This is a genomic window from Nonomuraea sp. NPDC049709 (genome assembly GCF_040674815.1).
Classification (GTDB): domain Bacteria; phylum Actinomycetota; class Actinomycetes; order Streptosporangiales; family Streptosporangiaceae; genus Nonomuraea.
The window spans coordinates 126,785-150,506 of record NZ_JBFANM010000023.1 but is presented as its reverse complement, the minus strand read 5'-3'; the positions used below and the strand labels follow the sequence as shown (position 1 = coordinate 150,506).

Genomic DNA, 23,722 nt, shown 5'->3' with positions numbered 1-23,722 from the left:
AGGATTATCCTCCACTTATCAGGGAGAGGCTGATGTCCCAGACCACGACTCCTGACAGCCGGAGCTTCCCGCTCCCGCGGCAGTGCCCGTTCGCCCCACCGCCGGAGTACGACCGGCTGCGCGCCGAGGAACCGGTCTCCCAGGTGCGGCTGCCCACCGGCGGCACCGCCTGGCTGGTGACCCGGTATGAGGATGTCCGGACCGTGCTGAGCAGCCCGGCGTTCAGCGCCGACGGCACCCGCCCCGGCTTCCCCACGCTCCTCCCGGGACAGGCGCAGGTCCTGCAGCGCCCGCCGTTCATCCGCATGGACCCGCCGCAGCACAGCTTCTACCGGCGCATGCTCATCCAGGAGTTCACCCTCAAACGCATCAAGACGATGCGGCTCGGCATCCAGGCCACCGTCGACCGGCTGCTCGACGACCTGCTCACCAGGACCCCGCCGGTGGACCTGGTCGAGGCGTACGCGCTCCCGGTGTCGTCACTGGTCATCTGCCAGCTGCTCGGCGTGCCCTACGACGACCACGAGTTCTTCCAGAGCAGGAGCAAGGTCGGCGTGTCAGGGACGAGCACCGCGGAGCAGGTCGCGGCCGCGCTGGGTGAGCTGCGCACCTATATGGACAGCCTGATCACCCGCAAGCAGCAGGAGCCCGGCGACGACCTGCTGAGCAAGCTGGTCACCGAGCACCTGGAGCCCGTCGGCGAGCTCCGCCGGGATGACCTGGTGATGATGTGCCTGATGCTGCTCAACGCGGGCCACGAGACCACGGCGAACATGATCTCGCTGGGCACCGTGGCGCTGCTGGAGCACCCCGACCAGCTCGCCGCCCTGCGGAAGAACCCCGAGCTGCTCCCCGACACCATCGAAGAGCTGCTGCGCTACCTCAGCATCGCCGACCTCGTCACCACCCGGATCGCGGCCGAGGACACCGAGCTCAGCGGCACCCGGATCCGCGCGGGCGAGGGAGTCTTCGCCCTGCTGGCCGCGGCCGACTGGGATCCCGCGGTGTTCCCCGAGCCCGAGCGGCTCGACGTTCACCGCGGCAACCGGCACCACGTCGCCTTCGGCTACGGCGTGCACCAGTGCCTCGGGCAGAACCTCGCCCGGGCGGAGCTGGAGATCGCCTTCTCCACCCTCTTCGAGCGCATCCCCACCCTGCGCGTCGCCGTGCCGGTGAACGAGCTGCCCTACAAGCACGGCAATCTCGCGTACGGCATCCACGAGCTGCCTGTCACCTGGTAGGCGGAGCATGCGGATCACCGCGGACACCACCGTCTGCATCGTTCCTGGTTACGGGCCGACGAGGGTCGCGGCGCTGATGGCCGTGTCGGGGGTGGCTGAGAAGCGCCGGGTCGGCGGACTGACAGAGCAACAGCGGGAGCGTCTGCCAAGCGCTGGCAGGCTGATCGCCGAAGATCAGCCGGGAGACCTGCCGATCGAGGGTGAGGCTTGTCCGCGTTCCACGTGAACATCGCTGAGGCGTCTGAACGGGGCGGCCGGGCTGCCGTGTCCATGGGTATGGCACGTCGGCGGGTGAGGTCGGCCCGGCGCCACCACGCGATGGTCAGGAGCACTCCGGCCGTTGCGGTGGCCGGCACCAGCGCGATGCCCAGTGTCCTGGTCGAGGCCGGCGATTCCGGCGTACAGGCCGGGCACCGAGTAGGGAAAGCAGGTGCCGAAGCCGAGGGCCCCGATGATCTGGGAGCTGAACAGCATCACGAACATGGCGGCCAGATAGCCGCGGCCGATGCTGGCGGCCAGCGTGAGCGGGGTGGTGAGCAGGGTGGTCAGGGTGGCGGCGATGGGCCGACGCGGTGGACGCCGCTCATGAGATATGTCGGCCGTAGGCTGCTGCGTCCTTTGTCGCTGGCCGAGGGGTGATCGTGGCTGATGGATGTCCGCCGCGACCCGTGTCCGCCGACGACTGAGCGCCTGCCGCAGCCTTTAGCGGGCCAGGGTGATGGTGACGTCGTCTCGTTCGAGCTGCCGCAGTTGTTCGGCGGTGGCCTGGTAGGTGCCGATATGGATCACCTGGTCGTCATGGCCGATGCCGGCGGCGTTGTAGTAGAAGCCGAGGTTGCCCCAGGGGACGAAGTAGACGAGGTCGCCATCTTCGGGGTCGGACCCGGGTGAGCCGGTGGTGTTCAGCTTCCGGGGCAGGTAGCCGACCTTCTCCCGGCCGTTGAACTCCTCGAAGGGCAGGGTGAGCGGAAGCATCGACAAGAAGTCCCGGGTCGTGGCGTTGTCGGCGCCGATGACGACGTCGACAGAGGTGTCGCCTGCGGAGAAGCGCACGATGCTGCCTTCGACCTGACGCGCTGCGGAGGCGGTGTGAGGCGGCGTGGTGCTCGGGGTGTTCGGGGTGCTCGCCGAGGTGGTGGACGCGGGCGTGGAGGCCGCGGGGGCCGAGGTGCGTGGCCCGGAAGCGGCGGGGCCGGAACTTGTGGTGGCGCAGCCGGACAGGGCCAGGAGCATGGCGGTCAGACCGGCGAGCGGAGCCTTCGGCGGCAAGGGGCCTGTTCCTTTCAGGCGGGTGTCGATGGAGGTGTTCGGGTGAGCCGGTGAGGTCCGGCTGTGGGCCTACTGCTCCTGGCCGTGCTGGAGCCGATCGTCGTGCGTGCGTCGGGAAGCGGTGTCCTGGGCGTCGGCCTCCAGGGTGGCGGCCCAGCTGGCGAGCAGGCGCAGGGCATCTGAGGAGGGGGTGTCGGGGGCGGCGGTGTAGACGGTCAGGTTCAGGCCCGGGTCGGCGTGCAGGTCCATGGACTCGTAGTCCAGGGTGAGGTCGCCGATGGCGGGGTGGTGGAAGGTCTTGGTGCCGGTGTGGTGCAGACGGACGTTGTGCTGGGCCCAGCGGCTGCGGAAGTCGGCGCTGCGGGTGGACAGCTCGCCGATCAGATCGGTGAGGTCCTTGTTGTACGGGTCGCGGCCGGCTTCGGTGCGCAGCAGGGCGGCGGTGATGTCGGCGGCGGTGTCCCAGTCGGGGAAGAAGTCGGGCCCGGCCGGGTCGAGGAACTGAAAGCGCGCGATGTTGGCCGGCCGGGTGCGGGCCGGCCCCTGGCCGGTGCGCGAGGTCTGAAAGACCGGCCAGTACATGGCGCGGCCGAGCCGGTTGGCGGCCACGATGTCCATCCGGCCGTTGCGGATGATGGCCGGGGCGTCGGTCATGGCGTCCAGCATCCGCTGCAGCCCGGCCCGGACCCTGTGGGCGGGGCGTCGGGGGCGGTGCCCGGCGCCTGCGGCGCGGGCCAGGTCGAACAGGTGGGCGCGTTCGGCGTCGTCGAGCTGCAGGGCGCGGGCGACGGCGTTCAGCACGTCTTCGGAGACGCCGCTGATGTGACCCTTCTCCAGACGCGTGTACCAGTCGGTGCTCACCCCGGCCAGGACGGCGACCTCCTCGCGGCGCAGCCCCGGCACCCGGCGGCGGCCGCCGGGTGCGAGCCCGGCCTGCTGCGGGGTGATCTTGGCGCGCCGGCTGGTGAGGAAGTCGCGGATCTCGTCTCGGTTGTCCACCTTCCCCACTGTAGGGAGGTGGCGGCGGCGTAAGGGGGTAGCGGTTGTCCCCCCGATAAACGCGACCTCCCGCAGGTGAGATGGGGCGGGTTGGCTGGGTGTTGTCAAACGCGGCGCCGTGCTTGCGGGAGAGGCAGGGCAAAGCAATCCCGGGGAGTAGGTCATCTTGTCCCCGGCTGCAGACCATCCGGCCCGTTTTCGGACAGTAAGGCAAGAAAGGGAGATGCCGATGTCGAACGACAAGCCGTCGGGTGCCCAGGCCATGTTCGGGGATTTCGCGCCGAAGCTGGTGCGTCTGACCGATGAGGTGCTGTTCGGCGAGGTGTGGCCGGATGAGGGCCTGTCACGGCGGGACCGGAGCCTGGTGACGGTGGCGGCTCTGGTGGCCCTGTACCGGGGCAACGAGCTGCCCTTCCATCTGAAGACGGCGCTGGACAACGGGCTGAGCGCCGAGGAGCTGAAGCACGCGATGACCCATCTGGCGTTCTACGCCGGCTGGCCGAACGCGATGACCGCCATGACCCAGCTGAAGAAGATCGTCGAAGAGGGGAGCTGACGTGCACCTGATCGAGCAGCCGCCGACCAGCAAGGCCCCGGCCGAGTGGTTCACCGGGGACGTCTGGTGGGACGTGATCTACCGGGGCGAGGAGCCGTCGCGGGCGCGGGCGAACATGGTGCGCTTCGCGCCGGGCGCGCGTACCGCGTGGCATTCTCACAGGCTGGGCCAGACGCTCTGCATCGTCGAAGGCGTCGCGCTGGTTCAGGCGCGCGGCGGGCGGCTGATCGAGGCCCGCCCGGGCGACATCGTGCACACCCCGCCCGGCGAGGAGCACTGGCACGGCGCCGCCCCCGACCGTTTCATGGTCCATCTGGCGCTGTGGGAGGGCGACGAGACCACCTGGCTGGAGCACGTCGGCGACGCCGAGTACGGGGCGGCCCGCTCCAGCCCGCGCGGCTGAACTCGGCTGCCTGCCGGTCGGTCCCAACACGACACATCTGATGCGGAATTGAGGAGACCCACCCATGCGTGGAGCAGTGTTGTACGCCCCTGGCGACGTGCGCGTCGAGGACCGCCCGGAGCCGGCGATCGTCGAGCCGACCGACGCGATCATCCGCCTGTCGGCGACGTGTATCTGCGGCTCGGACCTGTGGCCCTACCGAGGCGTGGAGAAGCTCGATGGGCCGGCCGTGATGGGGCACGAGTACGTCGGCGTCGTGGAAGAGGTCGGCAGCGAGGTCACCACCGTCAGGCCCGGCCAGTTCGTCGTCGGCTCGTTCGTCGCCGCCGACGGCACCTGCGAGATCTGCCGCTCCGGCTACCCCTCCTCGTGCGTGCACCGGGTGTTCATGAACGAGGTCGGCACCCAGTCCGAGCGCGCCCGCATCCCGCTGGCCGACGGCACCCTCGTGGCCACCCCGGGCATGCCCGGCGCGGAGCTGATCCCCAGCCTGCTGGCCGCCTCCGACGTGCTGGGCACCGGCTGGTTCGGCGCGGTCGCCGCGCAGGCCGGCCCCGGCAAGACGGTCGCGGTCGTCGGCGACGGCGCGGTCGGCCTGATGGCGGTGCTGGCCGCCAAGCAGCTCGGCGCCGAACGGATCATCGCGATGAGCCGCCACGCCACCCGCCAGAAGCTTGCACGCGAGTTCGGCGCCACCGACATCGTCACAGAGCGCGGCGAGGCCGGCGTGGCCCAGATCAAGGACCTGACCGGCGGGCTGGGCGCCCACTCGGTCGTGGAGGCGGTCGGCACCCAGGAATCGATGCGCCAAGCCATCGGTTCCGCCCGCCCCGGCGGGCACGTCGGCTTCGTGGGCGTCAACCACGACGTCGCCCTCAGCGGCGATGAGCTGTTCTTCGCCCAGGTCAGCCTGCTCGGCGGCCCGGCCCCGGTGCGCCGATTCCTGCCCGAGCTGATCGAGCTGATCTGGGAACGGAAGATCGACCCCGGCAAGGTCTTCGACCTCACCCTCCCGCTTGACCAGGCGGCCGAGGGATACCAGGCCATGGACGAACGCCGCGCGATCAAGGTCCTCCTGCAGCCCTGACCGGCGGTTCGAGCCGGCCTTCCGTCCGTTCCTCCTGCTGATGAAGGAGAAGTGAGGCTTCATGTCCGACGAGCTCTCCAGCCACGAGCACGGCGATGGGCACGGCGATGGCGAGGAAACGTCCGGATGGTCCCGGCGGGCCTTCCTGTCGACGACCACGCTCGGCGGCGCGGCAGCCGGCGTTCTGGCATGCGCTGTCCCCGCCGAGCAGGCCGAACAGGCAGCCGGGCTGGCCGGGGCAGGCGATGAGCACAGCAGCGCGCTGTCGGTGACGGTGAACGGGCGCCGCCACCAGGTGACGATCGACAACCGGACCTCGCTGCTTGACCTGCTGCGCGAACGGCTCGCCCTGCCGGGCACCAAGAAGGGCTGCGACCAGGGCGCGTGCGGGGCGTGCACGGTCCTGCTGGACGGCCGCCGCGTCAACGCCTGCCTGACGCTGGCGGTGCGCTGCCAGGACACCGAGGTCACCACGATCGAGGGCCTGGCCGCCGGCGGCGGCTCCGGTGATGGTGAGCTGCATCCGTTGCAGCAGGCGTTCATCGAGCAGGACGCCTTCCAGTGCGGCTACTGCACCCCCGGGCAGATCGTGTCCGGCGTCGGCTGCATCCGCGAGGGCCACACCGGCTCCCGGGCGGAGATCCGGGAGTGGATGAGCGGCAACCTGTGCCGCTGCGGCTGCTACGTCAAGATCGTCAACGCGGTCGCGCAGACCGCACGCCAGGGCGGGAGCTGACATGTACCCCTTCGCCTACACCAAGCCCGCCGACACCGCCGCCGCGCTGGCCGCCGGGGCGCGCGGCGGCCGCTACATCGCCGGCGGCACCACGCTGGTCGACCTGATGCGCGAGACGGTGGAACGTCCCGGCACGCTGGTCGACATCAGCGGCCTGCCCCTGGAGGACGTACGGGACACGGTGCGCGGGCTGCGCATCGGCGCGCTGGCGCGGATGGCCGACGTCGCCGCCCACCCGCGCGTGCGCGCGGCCTACCCGGTGCTGACGCAGTCGCTGGAGCTGGCAGCCTCGGCGCAGTTGCGCAACATGGCCACCATCGGCGGCAACATCCTGCAGCGCACCCGCTGCACCTACTTCCGCGACGTCTCCGCCGCCTGCAACAAGCGGCGGCCCGGGTCCGGGTGCGCCGCTCTGGACGGCTACAACCGCTCGCACGCGATCTTGGGCACGTCGCAGGCGTGCGTGGCGACCCATCCGTCCGATCTGACCGTCGCGCTGGCGGCGCTGGACGCGAGCGTGCACCTGCTGGGCCCGGACGGGGAGCGCGAGGTCGCCTTGACCGAGTTCCTGCTGCAGCCGGGGAATACGCCTGAGCGTGAGCACGACCTGCGGCCGGGCGAGCTGATCACGGCGGTGGAGATCCCGCCGCACCTTAAGCCTCTGCGGTCGGGCTATCTGAAGGTGCGCGACCGGCAGTCGTATGAGTTCGCGCTCACCTCGGTGGCGGTGGTGCTGCACCTCACCGGCGGCGTGATCCGCCAGGCGCGGGTCGCCGCCGGCGGCGTGGGCACGGTGCCGTGGCGGCTGAACGCGGTGGAGCGACGCCTGACCGGCGAGCGCCCGTCGCAACGGCTCTGGGAGCAGGCCGCAGCCGTGGCCGCCGAGGGCGCCCGCCCGCTGCGCCACAACGCCTTCAAGACCGAACTGCTCAAACGCACCGTCGAACGGCAACTACAAACGGTGGGAGGCACCCGATGACCCAGCAGGCACGGCCGGTGGCGGGCGCGCCGCTGTCCCGGGTGGACGGGCGGCTGAAGGTGACCGGCCGGGCCGCCTACGCCGCCGAGCAGGACGCCTTGGGGGCGGTCCGCGGCGCGGTGCACGGCGTGATCGTCACCAGCACCGCCGGCAAGGGACGGATCACCGGGATCGACACCGCGCAGGCCGCCGCCCAGCCCGGCGTGCTCGCGGTGATCAGCCACCTGAACGCGCCGAAGCTGCCCTACCGGCCCTACCGCGGAGATTCCGACCCCGCCAGCGGCGAGCGGCTGCATGTCTTCCAGGACGATCGGGTGCGCTTCTTCGGCCAGCCGGTCGCGGTCGCGGTGGCCGAAACCCTGGAAGCCGCCCAGCACGCCGCCAGCCTGGTGCAGGTCACCTACGCCGCCGAGCGGCCCGCCACCAGTTTGGACGCCCCGGCCGCCGACCCCAACCAGAGCGAGAACTACCAGCGCGGCGACGCCGATCAGGCGCTGCGGCAGGCGCACACCCGGGTGGAGGGCACCTACCGCCTCACCCGCGAGAACCACCACCCGATGGAGATGCACGCCACCATCGCCCGCTGGGACGGCGACCGGCTCACCGTGTGGGACAAGAGCCAGTTCGTCCGCACCGTCCGGGGCGAACTCGCCGCCGTGTTCGGCATCGGTGCCGAGTCGGTCCACGTCATCTCACCGTTCGTGGGCGGCGCGTTTGGCAGCGGGCTGCGGGCTTGGCCGCACGTCGCCGTCGCCGCGCTGGCCGCCCGCCAGGTACGCCGCCCGGTCAAGGTCATGCTGACCCGCAAGCAGATGTTCACCGGAACAGGCTTTCGCCCGCTCACCGAGTACAAGCTGACCCTGGGCGCCGACGAGCGCGGCCGGGTCACCGCCGCGGTGCACGACATCCGCGCCGAGACCTCCACCTACGAGGACTACCGGGAGGCGTTGCTGACCCAGGGGCAGATGACCTACACGACGCCGAACGTCCGCCAGAGCTATCGGTCGATCCCGCTGGATGTCAGCACCCCCACCTGGATGCGCGGCCCCGGCGCGGCCACCGCAGCGTTCCCGATCGAGTGCGCGATGGACGAGTTGGCCTACGAACTCGGCATCGACCCGATCGAGCTGCGGCTGCGCAACGAACCCGAGCGTGACCCGGGCACCGGGGTGCCGTTCTCCACCCGTCGGCTACGCGAGTGCTTCCGCATCGGCGCACGCACCGTCGGCTGGGACGAACGCGACCCCAAGCCGCGCTCGAAGCGTGAGGGCCACTGGCTGATCGGCACCGGCGTGGCGGTGGCCACCTACCACACCGCGCGCGCCCCGGCCCAGGCCCTGGCCAGGCTGGAGGCCGACGGCCGCGCGACCGTGCAATGCGCGACCTCCGACATGGGACCGGGCACCTACACCTCGATGACCCAGATCGCCGCCGACGCCCTCGGCCTCCCGGCCGGCCGGGTGCGCTTCGAGCTCGGCGACTCGGCCATGCCGCTCGCGCCGCCGCACGGCGGTTCGATGACGATGGCCAGTGTCGGCTCGGCCGTGCAGGACACCTGCGACAAGCTCCGCAAGCAGGCCATCGCGCTGGCCGTCGCCGACCCCGCCTCACCCTTGCACGGCGCCTCCCCGGAGGATGTCGTCGTCCGGGACGGACGCCTGCATCTGCGCGATGATCCGGGACGCGGCGAGAGCTACCGGGATCTGCTGGCGCGCGGCAAGGACGGCCGGCTGGAGGCGCGCGGCGGCTACACCCCCGGCGATGAGGCCGAACGGTATTCCATGCACGCCTACGGCGCGGTGTTCGCCCAGGTCGCCGTCGACGAACGGCTCGGCATGGCCCGGGTGCGGCGGCTGCTCGGCGTCTACGACGCGGGCCGCATCATCAACCCCAAACTCGCCCACAGCCAGGCCATCGGCGGGCTGGTCGGCGGCATCGGCATGGCCCTGCTGGAACACACCGTCACCGACCCCCGCGACGGCCGCATCGCCAACCCGAACCTGGCCGACTACCTCGTCCCCGTCAACGCCGACGTCCCCGACGTCAACGCCATCTACCTCGACGGCGACGACCGCACCGCCGACCCCATCGGCGTCAAGGGCCTAGCCGAAGTCGTCATCGTCGGCGTGGCACCCGCCATCGCCAACGCCATCTTCCACGCCACCGGCCGCCGCGTCCGCGACCTGCCCATCACCATCGAGGCCCTCCTGTGACACCGCGCAGAGGTCATCGCCACGCGCCGGCGACTTCTCATCACCCATTACCGCGATCGTATTCAGTTCACCTTCCGGCCCGCGACGTCAAGGGATGTCCGAGCACCACCCATGACCGCGGCAGCGACAGCGACCGCTACCCCTGACGGGGATCAGATGAGTGCCACGCACGTGCGCTTCTCCACACCCGATGCCGAGATCGCCGTCCGGACGGCCGACAACCCCACGAGCCGAGGCTTCGTCGCGAAGTGATCGAGTAGTGGCCCCGACCAGGGACGGCGCTCCACGCGCGGGCCGACCGGCACCCAACCAGACACCATCACCAGCCAGGAGAGCACACCAGATGAATCCCACCTACGACTTCACCGGCCAGGTCGCCTTCGTCACTGGAGCCGGCTCCGGAATGGGGCTGGCCACCGCCCGCGCCTTCGCCGAGTCCGGGGCCGCCGTCGCCCTCACCGACATCAACGCCGAGGCGCTGGAGACAGCCGCGAAAGATCTCACCGAAGTGAGCCACCGCGTGCTCGCCCTCACCTGCGACGTCAGCGACGAGGAGCAGGTCGCCGCCGCCGTCGACCGCACCGTCGAGACGTTCGGCCGCCTGGACATGGCTTTCAACAACGCCGGTATCCAGATCCCGCCCTGCGACGCCGCCGACGAGCCGGTCGAGGTCTTCGACCGGGTCAACGCCATCAACCTGCGCGGCGTCTGGGCGTGCATGAAGCACGAGTTGCGACACATGCGCGCCCAGGGCAACGGCGCGATCGTCAACTGCTCCTCCCTCGGCGGCCTGGTCGGCATCCCCGGCCGCGCCGCCTACCATGCCTCCAAGCACGGCGTCATCGGCCTCACCAAGAGTGCCGCGCTCGAATACGCACCCCGCGGCATCCGCATCAACGCCATCTGCCCCGGCACCATCGACACCCCCATGGTCTCCGACATGATCGCCAAGGGGGAGCTCGACCGCGCCCAGGCCGAGGCCGACCAGCCCATCAACCGGCTCGGCCGCGCCGAGGAGATGGCTCAGGCGGTGTTGTGGCTGGCCAGTCCGGGGGCGAGCTTCGTCGTCGGCGTCGCCCTGCCCGTCGACGGCGGCTACGTCGCCCGCTGACCAGCCGAGCCTTTTGAGCGTCCCTGCCCTGGCGGCTGCCGCAAACGATCCTCTGCCGGGCTTTGTCCCAGGTCAGCGCGCCTGACCTGCCCGCCAAGTTGCGGGCATTGTCCGCCCTGTGGCGGGTGCCGCGCCTCACCGCTGCGCCGAAAGGATGGTGATCCACCTGGGGTCTGCAGATCAGGGCGGATGGTGCCCAGGTCATCGGTGATGACGACCGGAGGCAATCCCCGGCACGGCCACCGCGTGCAGCGTGCGCCGGGTGCTGGCCGAGGTGGACCTCACCGACCAGGCCAGGACGAAGGTGCGCAAACTGTCGGGCGGCATGCGCCAGCGGCTCTCGCTGGCCCAGGCGCTGCTGGGCGAGCCGCATCTGCTCATTCTCGACGAGCCGACCGTGGGCCTCGACCCGGAACAGCGAATGATGTTCCGCGCACTGGTCTCACGGCTCGGCGAGAGCCGTACCGTCGTGTTGTCCACCCACCAGACCGAGGACGTCGCCGCGCTGTGCGAGCGGGTGGTGGTCAACAGCATCGCCCCCGCGATCCTGCCCGGCGTGCTCGCCGTCGGCGCGCACCGCGCCGACGGCGCCATGTTCCTCTACAGCAACCACGGCCCCGCCTATGCCGGGCACGGCCTGACCACCCTCGGCGAGGCCGTCCTCGGCGCCACCCCCGGCGACGGCGGCATCAAGGCCCAAAAGGGCACCTGCGTCGCCGTCGCGCTGGTCACCGGCATCGCCGCGCTGCTGGTCAGTCTGCAACGCCGCCTCGGCCAGCCCGCCGACCCGCTCGCGGTCCGCGACGCGCTGCTGGCCACCGCGCGTCCCTGCACTCCGGACCAATCCCACGGCGAGCCGATGCGCTGCCTCAACGGCTACCTCGACCTGCCCGCCGCGACCGCACGCCTGTTCCCCGACCTGCCACCCGCACCGCCCGAGCCCGCGCCCAGCTCCGTCGAGCAGGCCTGCGCCGCGGCAGGCAACCGCAGCCTGCCGCCTGCCGGCGGGCCAAGTCCGGCCACTGTGGCGGGCCAGCCATCCTCACCGGCCCAGGCCACAACACAGGCCCATGACGCCGGTGTGCCGGCGGCCCTGTTCGACGTCCGGCCGATCCGCCGGCGCGACCGCCCGATCGGCGACTAGAGCCCTCCGCGCGCAGCCTGATGCCGGCACCGCGCCAAGACGGATCAGCCACGCCAGACCGATCGGCATCGCACCGATGGCCGCCTCAGCGCCACCCCGCCCGGACCAACCACGCCCGTGCCCAACTCCTACTTCCGTGTCACGTCTTGGAGGTCTCTCGCCATGCGTCTTCGCCGCCGCCGCTGCCTGGTCTGCTACTGGCACGAAGGCGCGTTCGCCGCCCACCCCTACCCCGGCGGGCCCGCCGTCACCCTGCCCGCCGTCGGCGCGACCATCCTGTCCGCGTTCGAGGACTGGACCACCCCCGAACAGGCCACCGCCACCCTCGCCCATCTGGACGGCGCCACCCTCACCCAAGCCGTCACCACCCTGCGCAAGCACGGCCTGGTGCTGGAAGAAGGCAGCGCAGAAGCCGACCGCGACGCGGCCATCGCCCATCAGTGGCGTTCCTGGGAGCCGGAAGCCACCTTCTTCCACTACGCCACCCAAGACATCCACATCGCCCAGCCCCCTGCCGAGCCCCCTGCCGAGCCCACCGCCGAGCCCACCGCCGCCCGGCAGAAGCTGGAGATCGAGCAGCTACCGCCGATCTTCACCGACCACCCCGACGCCGAACGCATCCTGCTGCCCCGCCACCCCACCCTCGACCAGGACCGGCTCCGGGCACCCCTGGCCGAGGTACTGTACGCGCGGCGCACCCACCGCCACTTCACCACCGACCCCGTCGACCTGAACACCCTTGCCAGCCTGCTGAGCATCTGCTTCGCCCCAGTCGACTTCATCGACGCCGGCGAGTTCGGCGCGGTCTACCGCCGCACCAGCCCCGCCGGCGGCGCCCGCCAGGAACTGGACGCCTACCTGGCCATCACCAACGTCACCGGCGTCCCCGCCGGCCTCTACCACTACAACAGCCTCCAGCACAGCCTGGAACTGCTCGACAAGGGCTTCACCCACGACGACGCCACCCACCTGTGCGCCGGACAGGACTACTTCGGCCAGGCCGCGTTCCTGGTCATCCTGGTCGCCGTCATCGAACGCGCGCGCGTCAAATACCGCACCCCCCGCTCCTACCGCGTCAGCCTGCTGAACGCCGGCCACCTCGGCCAGACCTTCGCCCTGGCCGCCACCGCCCTCGGCCTCGGCCCGTTCCAGACCGGCGCCTTCCACGACACCGCCATCGCCGACCGCCTCGGCCTGGACAACACCAGCCGCACCCCGCTGTACGTCCTCGGCGCCGGACACCCCGACCCCCACCCCGACCCCGGCAGCGAACACGCTCTTCCCCCCGCAGAACTGGACGCCTTCCGCACCACCCCGCTGACCTGACCGGCCAGAGCTCGCCTGCGACGCCATGGACAGCGCCTTGCCCATCCTTGGACGTGGTCTCGGCCATGCCCGGGCACGCCCAACCACGGGACCCGGCAAGTAGCCCCACAGCAAAGATCAAGCACATGACGTGCTCCCGGGGGATGCCAGGGGCTCGCGCCCCGGCGAACACCGCAGGGCGCGACGAAACCGCCGGGCCGATCGAGCGGCACGGGTTCCATGGTCATGCATGCGGCGCTGGAAAATCGGACCTCCAGTCACGTGCGGTGGCCAGGCCGGGGCCGGTCAACGTGCCTTACGTGCCAGACAAGATCATATCGCTGTGACCTGCGAGAAGAGATCAATAACCCAAGATAACCATCGGACCTCCGGCGGGTGGTGCGTTTCTTGGTCGTTACACACCACGCCAGCAGGTCCTCACCCATTGGCGAGTCGCGAATCTCGTAACCCTGTCACCAACGTCCGTGGTCAGTACAACTAGCATGAGGGGGATGACGCCGCCTCCCCAGCATCGCGAGCACCTCGCCGACCGCGTTCAGCGACTGGAGTCGTTCGCTGTTATCTCCGGCGGCGACCTCGCGGACATCAAGAGTGACGTCACCGACATCAAGGCCGCCCTACAACAGCTGCCCGCCGCGATCGGCGCGGAGATCCTGGAGTACACCGAGCCCGTGCTCGGCGAGATCATGGCCGGCCGCGCCACCCTCGCCACCCGCCAGGATCTGCAGGCGATGGAACAACGACTCGACAACCGCCTATCCGGGCTGGAATCGCGCCTGGACCAGGTCCTGGCTTCACTCGGCACATGATTCAGGACGAACTCCTGATCGTCTCGGACTGCTTCCGCTGGGAACGCTTCGGCGACTGGCACTTACCTTTTTGGTTGATGAGTACGGGCGAAGCCCGTGCCTCAAGTTATGACAACTTGATTTTGTAACAACCGATCGCCTTTACATTGTAGATTTTTAGATTGGTAGCGCTGTGTCCTAGAACGCCGATGCGGCAGTCATGTGACGCCATCAGGCGATCCGGTAGGCGGAAGTCCAGCCCGGGCCGACGGCGGGAGCAATCCGCCCCCTGCCGCCTTCACAGCGCCGATCGCACCGGGACGCGCCACGGATGCACCATGCTTTCCGAGCCAGGTCACATGCCTGACGTGCCTGACAAGATCATCGGGCTCTGACCTGCGAGAAGAGACCAATAGCCCAAGATAACCATCGCGTCCCCGCGGCCGCCGACATCTGCCCCATCACCGGCCGCGGCCGGTTGTCCTACCCGCGCGCGAGTACCTGGTCAAGCAGGTGACCCCGGATCTGGAGAAAGTGCCGAGCCGGCCCCTCCTGGATAGGCTTTAATGACGATCTGCTCCTGGTTGCGGGTGGTGTCAGCGCTCAGCGCCGTCCGTTCACCAGGTCACCCGGAGCGTGTGCACGCCGTACACGAGGCTGAAGACCCGGAAGTCCACCTGCTCATACGGATCGGCCAGGGCCAGGCCGGGGAAGCGCCGCAGCAGGGCCGGGAAGGCGATGCGCATCTCCATCCGCGCCAGCGGCGCCCCGAGACAGTGGTGCACCCCATGGCCGAAGGCGACATGGCCGGCAGCTCCCCGGGTGATGTCGAGGGTGTCGGGATCGTCGATGACGGCTGGGTCGCGGTTGGCGGCGGGAAGCGAGCAGATCACGAGCGAGCCTGCGGGAATGGTGTGCCCGGCGATCTCCACATCTGTCGTGGTCGTGCGCGGCGGCAGCGACTGCACGACGGACAGCCAGCGCAACAGCTCCTCGACGGCTGATTCGACCTGGGCCGGGTCCTCGCGGATCATCGCGAGCTGGTCCGGGTGCCGGAGCAGGCCCAGGGTGCCCAGGCCGAGCATGTTCGAGGTCGTCTCGTGCCCGGCCAGCAGCAGAAGTCCCGCGATGCCGATCAGTTCATCGGTGCTGAGATCGTGGCCGTGCTCGCGCACCAGCATGCCGAGCATGTCCTCGCCCGGGTCCGCCTGGGCGCGGGCCACGAGGTCGGCCATGTAGGCGCGGTCTTCCCGCTGCGCCGCGACGCGCTGGTCCATCGGCAAGGAGGTGTCCAGCAGGCGCACGGAACGCTCGTGGAATTCGGCGCGGTCGGCATGCGGCACGCCCAGCAGCTCGCAGATCACCAGCGAGGGCACCGGCAGCGCGAAGTGCGTCACCAGATCGGCCGGCTTTCCGGCCCGCTCCAGATCGTCCAGGGCTGCCTGGACGATCTCGGTGATGCGCGGCTCGAGCCTGCGCATCCGGCGCATCGTGAACTCCGGGGTGAGCATCCGGCGCAACCGCGTGTGCTCGGGCGGGTCGAACCCGATCAGTTGCCCGGCCTGCATCTTGGCGAGCTCGTCGGCGTCCATCTGCCCGGATCCCGGGAACGGTGTCAGGGCGCTGCTGAACCGGGCCGGATCCGCCAGCACCTGGCGAACGTCCTCGTGGCGGAAGACCAGGTACGCGGGCGAGCCGAACGGCGTCTCCACCCGCGCCACGCCCTCGCTGTCGCGAGTCCGGGCCAGCTCCTCGACCGGGTTGAGTCCGTTCCGCCGCATGTGCAGCGGCAATTCCAGCGCTTTCGTCATCTTCAGTCCTTTCATCCAGTGATCGTGTGAGACCGTCAGGTGCGGGTCTTGGCCAGCAGGTCGATGATCTCGGCGGTGGTGGCGCTCTCGCCGAGGAGTGGGAAGATCCGTTCAAGGCTGTGGCGATGTGCCTGCGCGTCCAGATCGGTCATGGCGTCCGTCACCAGCGTGACGTTGTAGCCGTGTTCGTGGGCGGCGCGGGCGGTGGACTCCACGCCGATGCTGGTGGCGATCCCGGCCAGGACGACCTGTGTGACGCCGCGACGGCGCAGGTGCAGGTCGAGGTCGGTGCCGTAGAAGGCGCCCCAGGTGCGCTTGGTCACGGTGATGTCGCCGGGGTGGCCGGCCAGGTCACCGACGATGGCGTCCCAGCCTGCGGGCAGGGGGCCAGGCGGGCGCGGAATCTTGGTGCGTCCTGGAGCGGCATCCGATCCGTCCGCGCGGGCCGTGACTCGAACCAGGACAACCGGAGCGCTGTGGTGGCGAAAGGCGTCAGCCAGTTCGACCGCACGGGCCACCACTTCAGCGCCGCTGTAAGGAGCTGCGGGGCGGCCGACGATGGCGTTCTGCAGGTCGATGAGAACGAGTGCGGTCGTTGTGTCGATCGTGGTGACGGGCATGAGCGAGCCCCTTTACGGGATGCGGTGATGAGTCCAGGTGTCAAACTGAGCTCCGAACGCCGCTGGCGAGCGAGGTTCGGAGGAAGCCTTGTTCTCGGAGCTCCGGGCCGTGGAGCTCCGAGAGCAAGGCCAGGCCGCGGTCATAGGGCCGGCTCAGGGTTGGGTGTCGAGCCACTCCTGGAAGGTGGGTCCCGCGAGTTTGGCGTGCGGGCTGGGCAGGAATCCGCCCTCGGCGGCCGTCTCGGCGTCGGGCATGCCGGAGCCGTCGACGCCGACGACCTTGATGCCTCGGCGGGCGCCGAGGAGGGCGGCCGCCTCGGACATGGTCTCCTTTCGGGGTCCGGCGATCTCGGGGATCGGCGTTCCTGGAGCGGGCTCGCCGGGGTCGAGGGCCAGGTCGACCATTTCCTCGGCCACGGTGCGGCAGGCCACGAGCTGGGTGGGCAGGGCCGGGATGTAGGCGACGTCGCCCTGCTGCCAGTCCAGAAGCTGACCGACGAACTCGTGGAACTGCGCGGCCCGCAGAATGCGGACAGGGAGCGGGCCGGACAGGAGGAGTTCCTCGTGCACCTTCTTGGCGGCGAGGAAACCGGCGGTGAACTTGTCGACGCCGATGATGGACGCCACGGTGATCTGGGCGACCCCCGCCTTCTGACCGTACTCGTGCAGATTGCGGGCCGACGTGCGGAAGAACTCCGTCGCCGCCTCCTGCTCGGAGGCGTGCCACGAGGCGACGTCGATGATGACATCCACCTCGGTGAGCGCCTCGGCCAGGCCCTCACCGGTGATGATGTCCACGCCGGTGGCTCGGGACATCGGGACGATCTGGTGCCCCCGTTCAGTGAGGACGTCGACGACGTGGCGTCCCAGCCGCCCGGTCGCTCCTGCCACCGCGAACTTGGTGATGCTCATGCGTTATCCCTTTTCTTACTCGCTGTAGTTCTGGCCGGGGGGCATGCCCGGGATCGGCTTGGCGATGAGAGCGGCGGGGGCGAAGAAGCCGATTTGGGCGATCGCCATGATGAGCGTCCAGAGCGCCTTGTCGTCGTAGTGCGCGGACGCCTTGGCGTACAGCTCGTCGGGGACTCGCTCCCCGGCCGGGTTCGGGGTCAGGACCGCCTCCACCAGCTCCAGCGCGACCCGTTCGGCGTCGGTGAAGTAGGTGGCGTCCCGCCAGGTCGCCACGGCGGTGATGCGCTCCTCCGATTCCCCTGCCTGGCGGAGGTTGCCGGTTTCCCTGATGGTGAAGTACGTGCTGCCGAGCAACTGCCCGGCGCGCAGCTGCAGCAGGTGGACGGTGACCTGCGGAATCGAACCGTTCTTGCTGACCTTGTGCAAACCTCCGGCGACTTCTGCCATCTCCGGGACGAACGGGAGGGGGTTGGGCATGCGCGACCGGAGGTCGCTCGTCGTGGGTACAGACATGGCGAGGGCTTCCCTTCTCAGACTCAACTCGTGGTGTCGCATGGCGTACGGATCGTTCGCACGGCATCCTGACGAACACCAGACGCCGGCCACCCGCCCCCCGTAACAGCGCTGTCACGTGACGTGGATCACCGATCGCAGGTGTTACAAAACGGTCGGCAGCGGCGTCTTGTGCGTGTGGTAAAGCTGAGTGCGGACAGGCAGGGGCCAGGCATGAGTGAGCGGAGCGAGCGAACGACGGACACACCGGGACCGCTCGGTCGTGCCGATCGCGTGGACTCCGCTACCGAGGCGTTCGTTGCCCATCGCAACCTGTTGTTCACCGTCGCCTACGAGATGCTCGGTTCGGCCGCCGACGCCGAAGACGTCCTGCAGGAGACCTGGCTGCGATGGGTGGGCGTCGACCTTGACAGCGTGCGGGAGGAGCGTGCCTACCTGGTGCGGATCGTCACCCGGCAGGCGCTGGACCGGCTGCGTGCGCTCGGTCGGCGTAAGGAGTCCTACGTCGGACCGTGGCTGCCCGAGCCGTTACTGACCGCGCCTGATGTGGCCGAGGACGTGGAGCTGGCCTACAGCGTCTCGATGGCGATGCTGCTGGTGCTGGAGACGCTCCAGCCCATTGAGCGGGCGGTGTTCGTGCTGCGCGAGGTCTTCGATCTGGATTACGACGAGATCGCCGAGGCCGTCGACAAGAGCCCGGCCGCGGTCCGTCAGATCGCCTATCGGGCACGGGCACACGTCGCCGCGCGCCGGCCACGCGGCACCGGCTCCCCGGCCGAGCACCGAGCCGCCCTCCAGGCTTTCCAGCGAGCGGTCGAAACCGGCGAGCTGCAGAGTCTGCTCGACATACTCGCGCCGGACGTCGTCCTCCTGAGCGACGGCGGCGGTGTCAAGCATGCCCTGCTGCGGCCCATTGTGGGAGCTGACAACGTTGCTCGCCTGCTGGCCGTCGGCTGGTGGAAGCGCGACGCGGAAACGTCGGTCGAGCTGGTGCAGATCAATGGCGGCCCTGGGCTGCTCGTGCGAGTCAACGGGGAGATCGACGGCGTGGTGGCGGTGCGAGTGGAGAACGGCTACGTCACCGGCGGCTACCACGTGCGCAATCCCGAGAAGCTGTCGCGTATTGACCAGCAGACCGCCGTGAGCCGTTGAGAACCGGTCAGTAGACCTGTCACCCGAGGGATCCTGGACGCGCAGATCTTCGCGCACGGTCGCGGCCGGTGTGGTCGCGGCCGTACGGGGTCCCAGTAGTCCTGACGAAACTTTCGTCGGATATGCCCTTTACCTGCGGCTATGCGGGGACTCTGTGGTTGGGCTATGAGATCGCCTGCGGGTGGGGCCATGAGCGAGGGCACGCCGGAGCTGCTGTAGTCGTGAGGTCGCGAGGTCACCCGACGGTGTGGAGGTCGGCGAAGTCGGCGCGGGCCTGGGCTAGGGCTTCGGGGTAGGCCTGGGCCTCTCGTGCTCGGCGAGCTGGCGATGACCGGATCCACCGTGCCGACCTCCACCATCCGCCAGGTTGCCAGATAACGAACGTTATCCCGCAACCAACTCGGCATCCTATTCCCGAAACTGACCCCCAGCCACAAGTAGTGATGGGGGCGTAGCTCGCCGACGGCGGTCGACAGGTACCGGCTGTTCCCCAGCGCGACGGACTGGATCAGGCGAGCAACCGGTCGACCAACCCGTCGAGGTAGTCAGGGGTGAGCGGGCCCGCGCCGAACAGGACGCGCATGTAGATCGGCGCCAGGAGATGGTCCAGCACCTCCAGTACGTCAGGCGGGTCCTCGCCGCGGCCGCAGGCGCGGTCGAGCATGGCCTGCAACTGCCTGGTGCGGTCGGCCAGGAGCTCGTCGCGCGCCTGAAGGCCCTGCTGACCCTCGCCTGACAGCGCGAGGGTCAGCCGCACCAGCGCCAGGCCGTCGGGTCCGGTGACCTCGCGGGCCACGTTGGCGGCGTGGGCCCGCAGGTCGCCGGCCAGGCTGCCGGTGTCAGGCATCGGCGACTGCGCGTTGAGCCGGGTCAGCAGCACATCGCCGAGCAGGGCTTGGAGGTTGCCCCACCGGCGATAGAGGCTGGTGTCGGCGACGCCCGCGCGCGCCGCGATGTCGCCGACGGTGAAGTTTCCGTAGCCGCGTTCCCTGACCAGCTCGGTGACGGCCTGGTGCACTGCCGCGCGGACCCGGGCGCTGCGCCCGCCGGGCCGCCTGGCCCGTCCCTGCTCATCCATGCTCCTACCTTAACGCAGTCGAGACTTGCGTTAGAGCCGTCGAGGGCCTATGTTAACGCAGTCATAAACTGCTTTTAGGAGGACCGTACGTGAAAGCGTTGCTCGCTCTGACCTGCGCAGGTCAGTTCATGGTGCTGCTCGACAACACGATCGTCGGCGCCGCCCTGCCCGACATGCAGCAGCGGCTCCACACCGGGCTGACCGGCCTGCAGTGGATCGTCGACGCCTACGTGCTGCTGGTGGCCATGCTGCTGCTGTCGGGCGGCGTCTTCGCCGACCGGTTCGGCCGCAGACGGGTGTTCCTGGCCGGGGTGGTGGTGTTCACGGCCGCGTCGGTGGTGTGTGCGCTCGCGCCCTCGATCGGCTGGCTGATCGCCGGGCGGGTGCTGCAGGGCGTCGGGGCCGCGGCGCTGAGCCCCGCCTCACTTGCGCTGCTCACCGCCGCGTATCCCGCCCCGCAGGAGCGCGTCAGAGCGATCGGGTTGTGGGCCGGGTTCAGCGGCATCGGCCTGGCCGCCGGACCGCTGGCGGGCGGGATCCTGGTGGAGTCCTTCGGCTGGCCCGCCATCTTCCTGGTCAACGTGCCCATCGGGGCGGTCCTGCTGCTGGCCGGGCTGCGCGTGCTGGGAGAGTCCCGCAACCCGAGCGCGCCGCCGATCGACGTCCCCGGCACGGTCCTGTCCGCCGCTGGCGTGGGCGCTGTGACCTACGGCCTGATCGAGGGCGGTTCCCGAGGCTGGACCTCGCCGGTGATCCTGGGCAGCTTCGCCGCCGGGCTGGTGCTCCTGGCCGCGTTCGTCGTGGTCGAGGCTCGTGTGCCGACGCCGATGCTGCCGCTGCGGCTGTTCCGTCAGCGGCTGTTCACGGTGTCCAACACGGCGATGGTCGTGGTCGGGTTCGCGCTGATGGGGTCGTCGTTCTTCTTCTCCCAGTTCTTCGTCTACGTCCAGGGCACTTCGATCCTGGTCGCCGGGCTGCAAACCCTGCCCGTCTCGCTGGCCATGGTGATCGTCAGCCCGTACGCGGGCCGGTTCGCGGCCAGGTACGGCTTCCGTGTCGTCGTCGGCATCGGCCTGGCGCTGGCCGGGGTGGGACTGCTGGCGCTGGGCTTCGTCCACGCCGATACCGGCTACGAGAACGTGTGGTGGCGGCTGGCGGTCGCCGGCACCGGGTTCGCTCTCACCATGTCGCCGCTGACCGGGGCCGCCATCCAGGCGGTCAGCCCGCAGGAGGGCGGCCTCGCCTCGGGCGTCAGCAGCACCACCCGGCAGATCGGCGCGGTGCTCGGCGTGGCGGTGCTCGGGGCGATCGTCCACACCCGGGAGACCGGCGGGGCCTCCTTCGAATCCGGCCTCAACAGCGCCTTCCTCGCGGCGGGTGCCGTGACGCTGGCCTGCGCCGTGTTCACCGGCCTGTGGCTGACCGCGGCCCGGACGCCGAGGGGCGTCCGGGCCGAACAGTCAGGAGGCCAAGCAGTCAGTGAGCCGCCGCTGACAACCCCCTCCAGTCGGCCCACGTCTTGAGCGCTCGGCGTAGGCCTGCTGGGTCATCCGCAGCCCTCCGGTGCCGAAGAACACCGGGAGCGGCGAGCGAGCCGCCGGTTATGGGGCGAAGAGGACTTGGGGACTCGAGGTCGAGTCGGGTGGTGGGGTTGGCGGCCGGCGGGGTCAGGTTGAGGATCCCGTTGCCGAACCGGCGGATGACGTGGGTGATGTAGGGCGAGATGGTGGCCAGGTCATCGAGGTCGACGGGGTGGCCGTCGGCGGCGATGGCGTTGGCCGCGTCCGTGATGTCCTGAGCGGTCGAGTAAATGACGCAGTCGGCCAGCAGCTCGTTGAACTTGATGATCTTCTCTTGGTAGTCGGGGTCGTTGTGGCCGATGAGCTTGCCACCGAACATCAGCGAGTCGGCGAAGTTGTGGAAGGACTCGTTTCGGTTGGTGACCTGGGTGATCTGCTCGCGAAGGTCTGGATCCGACAAATACCGCAAGAGCGTGATCGTCCTGACCGCGCGGCCGAGCTCGCGAAAGGCTCGGTAGAGCCGGTTCTTGCGAGAGTGGTTGCCCAGGCGGCGCAGCAGAGTCACTGAGGACAGCCGGTTCTCCCGGATCGAGATCGCGGTACGGAGTAGGTCCGTCCAGTGGGTCTCGATGAGAGTCCAATCGATCACCTCATCGCCGAACAGCGAATCGATGTGCTGGTACCGGGTGCCCGGGGTGGGCCGGTAGAAGATCAGGTCGTGCCAGTGGCGAATACGGGGCAGCAGGTCGAAGCCCATGAGCGCGGCGAGCCCGAAGACCGGCAGCGACTGGCCTTGAGTGTCCGCATGGATGGTGTCGGGCTGGATCTCCGCAAGGAGATTGTTCTCCCACGTCTCGATCTGGAAGCCGTCGGCGGCCACGGCCTTGCCATCACCCCAGACCGAGGCGATGTCGAGCTTGTTGAACTCGTTGATGACGTCACTCGAAGCTTTGGAGATCTTGTCGCTGGTGGAGTGCTTGTTCGCGGTCATGGCGATCTCGGCGGCGCTGACCTTGCCGCGCATGTGCGCGGCAACCTGGGCCGGGCCGAGCAACGAACCATAGGCGAACACCATCAGCACGTACCGGCCGAGCGCTTCCTTGATCTTCGGGTCGGAGCCCGAGGCCGGTCCGAGGTGCCGGGTCCAGCATGTCTGGTAGGCGGTGCGGGTGAGAATGTCGAGCAGGTCCCGCCGTGGGAGCCGTTCGTGCACGGCCTCCTCCAGCTTGAGCGCCTCCTTGGTCCGCTCGGCGCCCTTGCGCCGCTTGAGCACCGGCCGTCTGCCCTCAAGGGTCGGATCGGTGTTGGCCGGGTACCCGGAGTCGACCCCGGCCGCCGTGTCGGCCAGGAGCTGCCTGTAGTGGCCGGTCAACTCGCGCGGGTCGGTCGGCAGGCCGGCCTCGGCGCAGAACCCCTCCACCAGCGGCTCACACTCCTCCCAACTCATCAGCTGATCGTGCAGGTTGGCATAAGAGTCCGACCCGGCCACCGCAATGTCCCCCGGCTTCAGCTCCGAAGCCAGATAGGAGAACACGCACACCTCCAGGTGGCGACGCACCAGCAGGCCCGGCCGGTCCGGATTCTTGAGGATCTTCCGCCAGGCCGCCGAGGCGAACGCGTCCACGTCCGACACCAGCTCCACCGCGACCGGGGCGCCGTCCGGGCCCGCGTGCTCCACGCTGATCCGGCCAGGAACGAACACCGCCCGCGCGTTGCGCTGGGCTTGCAGGTACTTCACCGCGTCCAGCACGCTGCGCTCGGCGTTGGTCGACTCCAGGTCGATCGAGTCAACCAGGGTGAACAGCGCCGAGCGGTGGGACCGGTAGTGCTGGTCGAGCAGCGGCAGGTAGTTGTTGCCGTGATAAGCCGACACCGCCTCGTGCGCGGCCGCCAAAACGTCCAGGCCGCCGGCCTCCTCCAGCGCCTTCAACACCAGCCGGCCCGCTCGCTCGGCCACATCCCCGGATCCGGAGCCCGCGCTCGCGGCGGGATCGGTGCTCGCACCGTCCGGCAGCGGGCCGACCGCATCGAGTTCGGCGGGTGTGACCGCCTCGCGGACGCCGTCCAAAACATCGCCGAACACGCCCAGCAGGCGTTCGGACTCGGCCCGGTGCGCCTCCCCGCAGGGCTTCCAGCTGGTCGCGCCCCTTCTTGTGGATCGTCGCGATCCGCTTGCAGAACATCGTCACCACGTCGTCCCGCACCCCGGTCCGCACCGTGTGCAACAGGCTCACGATCAACGTGAGGCGCTTGTCCTCATCCAG

At 69.7% G+C, this 23,722-nt stretch carries 23 protein-coding genes and 1 pseudogene; 16 read left to right on the top strand and 8 right to left on the bottom strand.

Annotation, left to right across the window (positions count from 1 at the left end):
• The first annotated feature begins 32 nt into the window (after positions 1-32).
• Positions 33-1,241, top strand: a complete 1,209-nt coding sequence (locus tag AB0J69_RS24405) for a cytochrome P450 (RefSeq protein ID WP_364121277.1) — start codon at positions 33-35, stop codon at positions 1,239-1,241.
• A gap of 7 nt (positions 1,242-1,248) precedes the next feature.
• On the top strand, positions 1,249-1,467 hold the full coding sequence (locus AB0J69_RS24400) for a hypothetical protein (RefSeq protein ID WP_364121275.1): 219 nt from the start codon (positions 1,249-1,251) through the stop codon (positions 1,465-1,467).
• Between the two features lie 476 nt (positions 1,468-1,943).
• On the opposite strand, the gene AB0J69_RS24395 is transcribed toward AB0J69_RS24400, so the two are convergent.
• The gene (locus AB0J69_RS24395) at positions 1,944-2,294 is read right to left on the bottom strand and encodes a cyclophilin-like fold protein (RefSeq protein ID WP_364121272.1); all 351 of its coding nucleotides are present in this window, start codon (positions 2,292-2,294) and stop codon (positions 1,944-1,946) included.
• A 46-nt stretch (positions 2,295-2,340) separates the two neighbouring features.
• On the opposite strand from AB0J69_RS24395, the gene AB0J69_RS24390 reads away from it, so the two are divergent.
• On the top strand, positions 2,341-2,556 hold the full coding sequence (locus AB0J69_RS24390; protein ID WP_364121269.1) for a hypothetical protein: 216 nt from the start codon (positions 2,341-2,343) through the stop codon (positions 2,554-2,556).
• 23 nt (positions 2,557-2,579) lie between these two features.
• On the opposite strand, the gene AB0J69_RS24385 is transcribed toward AB0J69_RS24390, so the two are convergent.
• Positions 2,580-3,509 carry a helix-turn-helix transcriptional regulator gene (locus AB0J69_RS24385; RefSeq protein WP_364121266.1) on the bottom strand — a complete coding sequence of 310 codons (930 nt, stop codon included), beginning with the start codon at positions 3,507-3,509 and terminating at the stop codon, positions 2,580-2,582.
• A 229-nt stretch (positions 3,510-3,738) separates the two neighbouring features.
• On the opposite strand from AB0J69_RS24385, the gene AB0J69_RS24380 reads away from it, so the two are divergent.
• The 11 genes and pseudogenes from AB0J69_RS24380 to AB0J69_RS24330 all read left to right on the top strand — a co-directional run bounded on the left by AB0J69_RS24380 (position 3,739) and on the right by AB0J69_RS24330 (position 13,873).
• A complete protein-coding gene (locus AB0J69_RS24380; RefSeq protein ID WP_364121264.1) occupies positions 3,739-4,065 on the top strand; it encodes a carboxymuconolactone decarboxylase family protein in 327 nt (108 codons plus the stop codon).
• Position 4,066: 1 nt separating this feature from the next.
• The gene (locus AB0J69_RS24375) at positions 4,067-4,468 is read left to right on the top strand and encodes a cupin domain-containing protein (protein ID WP_364121261.1); all 402 of its coding nucleotides are present in this window, start codon (positions 4,067-4,069) and stop codon (positions 4,466-4,468) included.
• A 64-nt stretch (positions 4,469-4,532) separates the two neighbouring features.
• Entirely contained in the window at positions 4,533-5,555 is a 1,023-nt protein-coding gene (locus AB0J69_RS24370; RefSeq protein ID WP_364121258.1) for a zinc-dependent alcohol dehydrogenase family protein, read from the top strand.
• A 61-nt stretch (positions 5,556-5,616) separates the two neighbouring features.
• On the top strand, positions 5,617-6,291 hold the full coding sequence (locus AB0J69_RS24365) for a 2Fe-2S iron-sulfur cluster-binding protein (RefSeq protein WP_364121255.1): 675 nt from the start codon (positions 5,617-5,619) through the stop codon (positions 6,289-6,291).
• A 1-nt stretch (position 6,292) separates the two neighbouring features.
• Positions 6,293-7,270, top strand: a complete 978-nt coding sequence (locus tag AB0J69_RS24360; RefSeq protein WP_364121252.1) for a xanthine dehydrogenase family protein subunit M — start codon at positions 6,293-6,295, stop codon at positions 7,268-7,270.
• Complete coding sequence (locus tag AB0J69_RS24355; protein ID WP_364121249.1) at positions 7,267-9,483, top strand: xanthine dehydrogenase family protein molybdopterin-binding subunit; 2,217 nt, start codon at positions 7,267-7,269, stop codon at positions 9,481-9,483. Before AB0J69_RS24360 ends, AB0J69_RS24355 begins: the two co-directional genes overlap by 4 nt.
• Before the next feature lie 343 nt (positions 9,484-9,826).
• Complete coding sequence (locus AB0J69_RS24350; RefSeq protein ID WP_364121246.1) at positions 9,827-10,594, top strand: glucose 1-dehydrogenase; 768 nt, start codon at positions 9,827-9,829, stop codon at positions 10,592-10,594.
• 253 nt (positions 10,595-10,847) lie between these two features.
• Positions 10,848-11,117: pseudogene (locus tag AB0J69_RS24345) on the top strand (ATP-binding cassette domain-containing protein); the annotation flags it as partial.
• A complete protein-coding gene (locus AB0J69_RS24340; RefSeq protein ID WP_364121302.1) occupies positions 11,112-11,738 on the top strand; it encodes a S8 family serine peptidase in 627 nt (208 codons plus the stop codon). The pseudogene AB0J69_RS24345 and the gene AB0J69_RS24340, both read left to right, overlap by 6 nt.
• A 162-nt stretch (positions 11,739-11,900) precedes the next feature.
• A complete protein-coding gene (locus AB0J69_RS24335; protein ID WP_364121243.1) occupies positions 11,901-13,064 on the top strand; it encodes a SagB/ThcOx family dehydrogenase in 1,164 nt (387 codons plus the stop codon).
• 491 nt (positions 13,065-13,555) lie between these two features.
• A complete protein-coding gene (locus AB0J69_RS24330; protein WP_364121241.1) occupies positions 13,556-13,873 on the top strand; it encodes a hypothetical protein in 318 nt (105 codons plus the stop codon).
• A 596-nt stretch (positions 13,874-14,469) separates the two neighbouring features.
• Here AB0J69_RS24330 and AB0J69_RS24325 read toward each other — a convergent pair.
• From AB0J69_RS24325 to AB0J69_RS24310, 4 genes are all read right to left on the bottom strand, one after another.
• A complete protein-coding gene (locus tag AB0J69_RS24325; RefSeq protein ID WP_364121239.1) occupies positions 14,470-15,663 on the bottom strand; it encodes a cytochrome P450 in 1,194 nt (397 codons plus the stop codon).
• Positions 15,664-15,698: 35 nt separating this feature from the next.
• Positions 15,699-16,283, bottom strand: a complete 585-nt coding sequence (locus AB0J69_RS24320; protein WP_364121236.1) for an isochorismatase family protein — start codon at positions 16,281-16,283, stop codon at positions 15,699-15,701.
• A gap of 153 nt (positions 16,284-16,436) precedes the next feature.
• Positions 16,437-17,195: an NAD(P)H-binding protein gene (locus AB0J69_RS24315; protein ID WP_364121234.1), complete on the bottom strand. Its 759-nt coding sequence runs from the start codon at positions 17,193-17,195 to the stop codon at positions 16,437-16,439.
• 15 nt (positions 17,196-17,210) lie between these two features.
• Positions 17,211-17,708, bottom strand: coding sequence for a carboxymuconolactone decarboxylase family protein (locus AB0J69_RS24310; RefSeq protein WP_364121231.1), 498 nt, complete (start codon positions 17,706-17,708; stop codon positions 17,211-17,213).
• A gap of 213 nt (positions 17,709-17,921) precedes the next feature.
• Between AB0J69_RS24310 and AB0J69_RS24305 the strand changes: the two genes are divergently transcribed.
• On the top strand, positions 17,922-18,860 hold the full coding sequence (locus AB0J69_RS24305) for an RNA polymerase sigma-70 factor (RefSeq protein ID WP_364121228.1): 939 nt from the start codon (positions 17,922-17,924) through the stop codon (positions 18,858-18,860).
• A 508-nt stretch (positions 18,861-19,368) separates the two neighbouring features.
• On the opposite strand, the gene AB0J69_RS24300 is transcribed toward AB0J69_RS24305, so the two are convergent.
• Positions 19,369-19,938, bottom strand: a complete 570-nt coding sequence (locus AB0J69_RS24300) for a TetR/AcrR family transcriptional regulator (RefSeq protein ID WP_364121226.1) — start codon at positions 19,936-19,938, stop codon at positions 19,369-19,371.
• An 89-nt stretch (positions 19,939-20,027) separates the two neighbouring features.
• On the opposite strand from AB0J69_RS24300, the gene AB0J69_RS24295 reads away from it, so the two are divergent.
• Positions 20,028-21,461, top strand: a complete 1,434-nt coding sequence (locus tag AB0J69_RS24295; RefSeq protein ID WP_364121223.1) for an MFS transporter — start codon at positions 20,028-20,030, stop codon at positions 21,459-21,461.
• Here AB0J69_RS24295 and AB0J69_RS24290 read toward each other — a convergent pair.
• On the bottom strand, positions 21,415-23,541 hold the full coding sequence (locus tag AB0J69_RS24290; protein WP_364121220.1) for a Tn3 family transposase: 2,127 nt from the start codon (positions 23,539-23,541) through the stop codon (positions 21,415-21,417). The genes AB0J69_RS24295 and AB0J69_RS24290 overlap by 47 nt on opposite strands.
• Positions 23,542-23,722 lie beyond the last annotated feature (181 nt).

What these genes read in the sequence shown, in the direction of transcription:
- AB0J69_RS24405 (WP_364121277.1), top strand. Translation starts at nt 33, where the DNA reads ATGTCCCAGACCACGACTCCTGACAGCCGGAGCTTCCCGCTCCCGCGG.
- AB0J69_RS24400 (WP_364121275.1), top strand. Translation starts at nt 1,249, where the DNA reads ATGCGGATCACCGCGGACACCACCGTCTGCATCGTTCCTGGTTACGGG.
- AB0J69_RS24380 (WP_364121264.1), top strand. Translation starts at nt 3,739, where the DNA reads ATGTCGAACGACAAGCCGTCGGGTGCCCAGGCCATGTTCGGGGATTTC.
- AB0J69_RS24370 (WP_364121258.1), top strand. Translation starts at nt 4,533, where the DNA reads ATGCGTGGAGCAGTGTTGTACGCCCCTGGCGACGTGCGCGTCGAGGAC.
- AB0J69_RS24365 (WP_364121255.1), top strand. Translation starts at nt 5,617, where the DNA reads ATGTCCGACGAGCTCTCCAGCCACGAGCACGGCGATGGGCACGGCGAT.
- AB0J69_RS24360 (WP_364121252.1), top strand. Translation starts at nt 6,293, where the DNA reads ATGTACCCCTTCGCCTACACCAAGCCCGCCGACACCGCCGCCGCGCTG.
- AB0J69_RS24355 (WP_364121249.1), top strand. Translation starts at nt 7,267, where the DNA reads ATGACCCAGCAGGCACGGCCGGTGGCGGGCGCGCCGCTGTCCCGGGTG.
- AB0J69_RS24350 (WP_364121246.1), top strand. Translation starts at nt 9,827, where the DNA reads ATGAATCCCACCTACGACTTCACCGGCCAGGTCGCCTTCGTCACTGGA.
- AB0J69_RS24335 (WP_364121243.1), top strand. Translation starts at nt 11,901, where the DNA reads ATGCGTCTTCGCCGCCGCCGCTGCCTGGTCTGCTACTGGCACGAAGGC.
- AB0J69_RS24330 (WP_364121241.1), top strand. Translation starts at nt 13,556, where the DNA reads ATGACGCCGCCTCCCCAGCATCGCGAGCACCTCGCCGACCGCGTTCAG.
- AB0J69_RS24325 (WP_364121239.1), bottom strand. Translation starts at nt 15,663, where the DNA reads ATGACGAAAGCGCTGGAATTGCCGCTGCACATGCGGCGGAACGGACTC.
- AB0J69_RS24320 (WP_364121236.1), bottom strand. Translation starts at nt 16,283, where the DNA reads ATGCCCGTCACCACGATCGACACAACGACCGCACTCGTTCTCATCGAC.
- AB0J69_RS24315 (WP_364121234.1), bottom strand. Translation starts at nt 17,195, where the DNA reads ATGAGCATCACCAAGTTCGCGGTGGCAGGAGCGACCGGGCGGCTGGGA.
- AB0J69_RS24310 (WP_364121231.1), bottom strand. Translation starts at nt 17,708, where the DNA reads ATGTCTGTACCCACGACGAGCGACCTCCGGTCGCGCATGCCCAACCCC.
- AB0J69_RS24305 (WP_364121228.1), top strand. Translation starts at nt 17,922, where the DNA reads ATGAGTGAGCGGAGCGAGCGAACGACGGACACACCGGGACCGCTCGGT.
- AB0J69_RS24300 (WP_364121226.1), bottom strand. Translation starts at nt 19,938, where the DNA reads ATGGATGAGCAGGGACGGGCCAGGCGGCCCGGCGGGCGCAGCGCCCGG.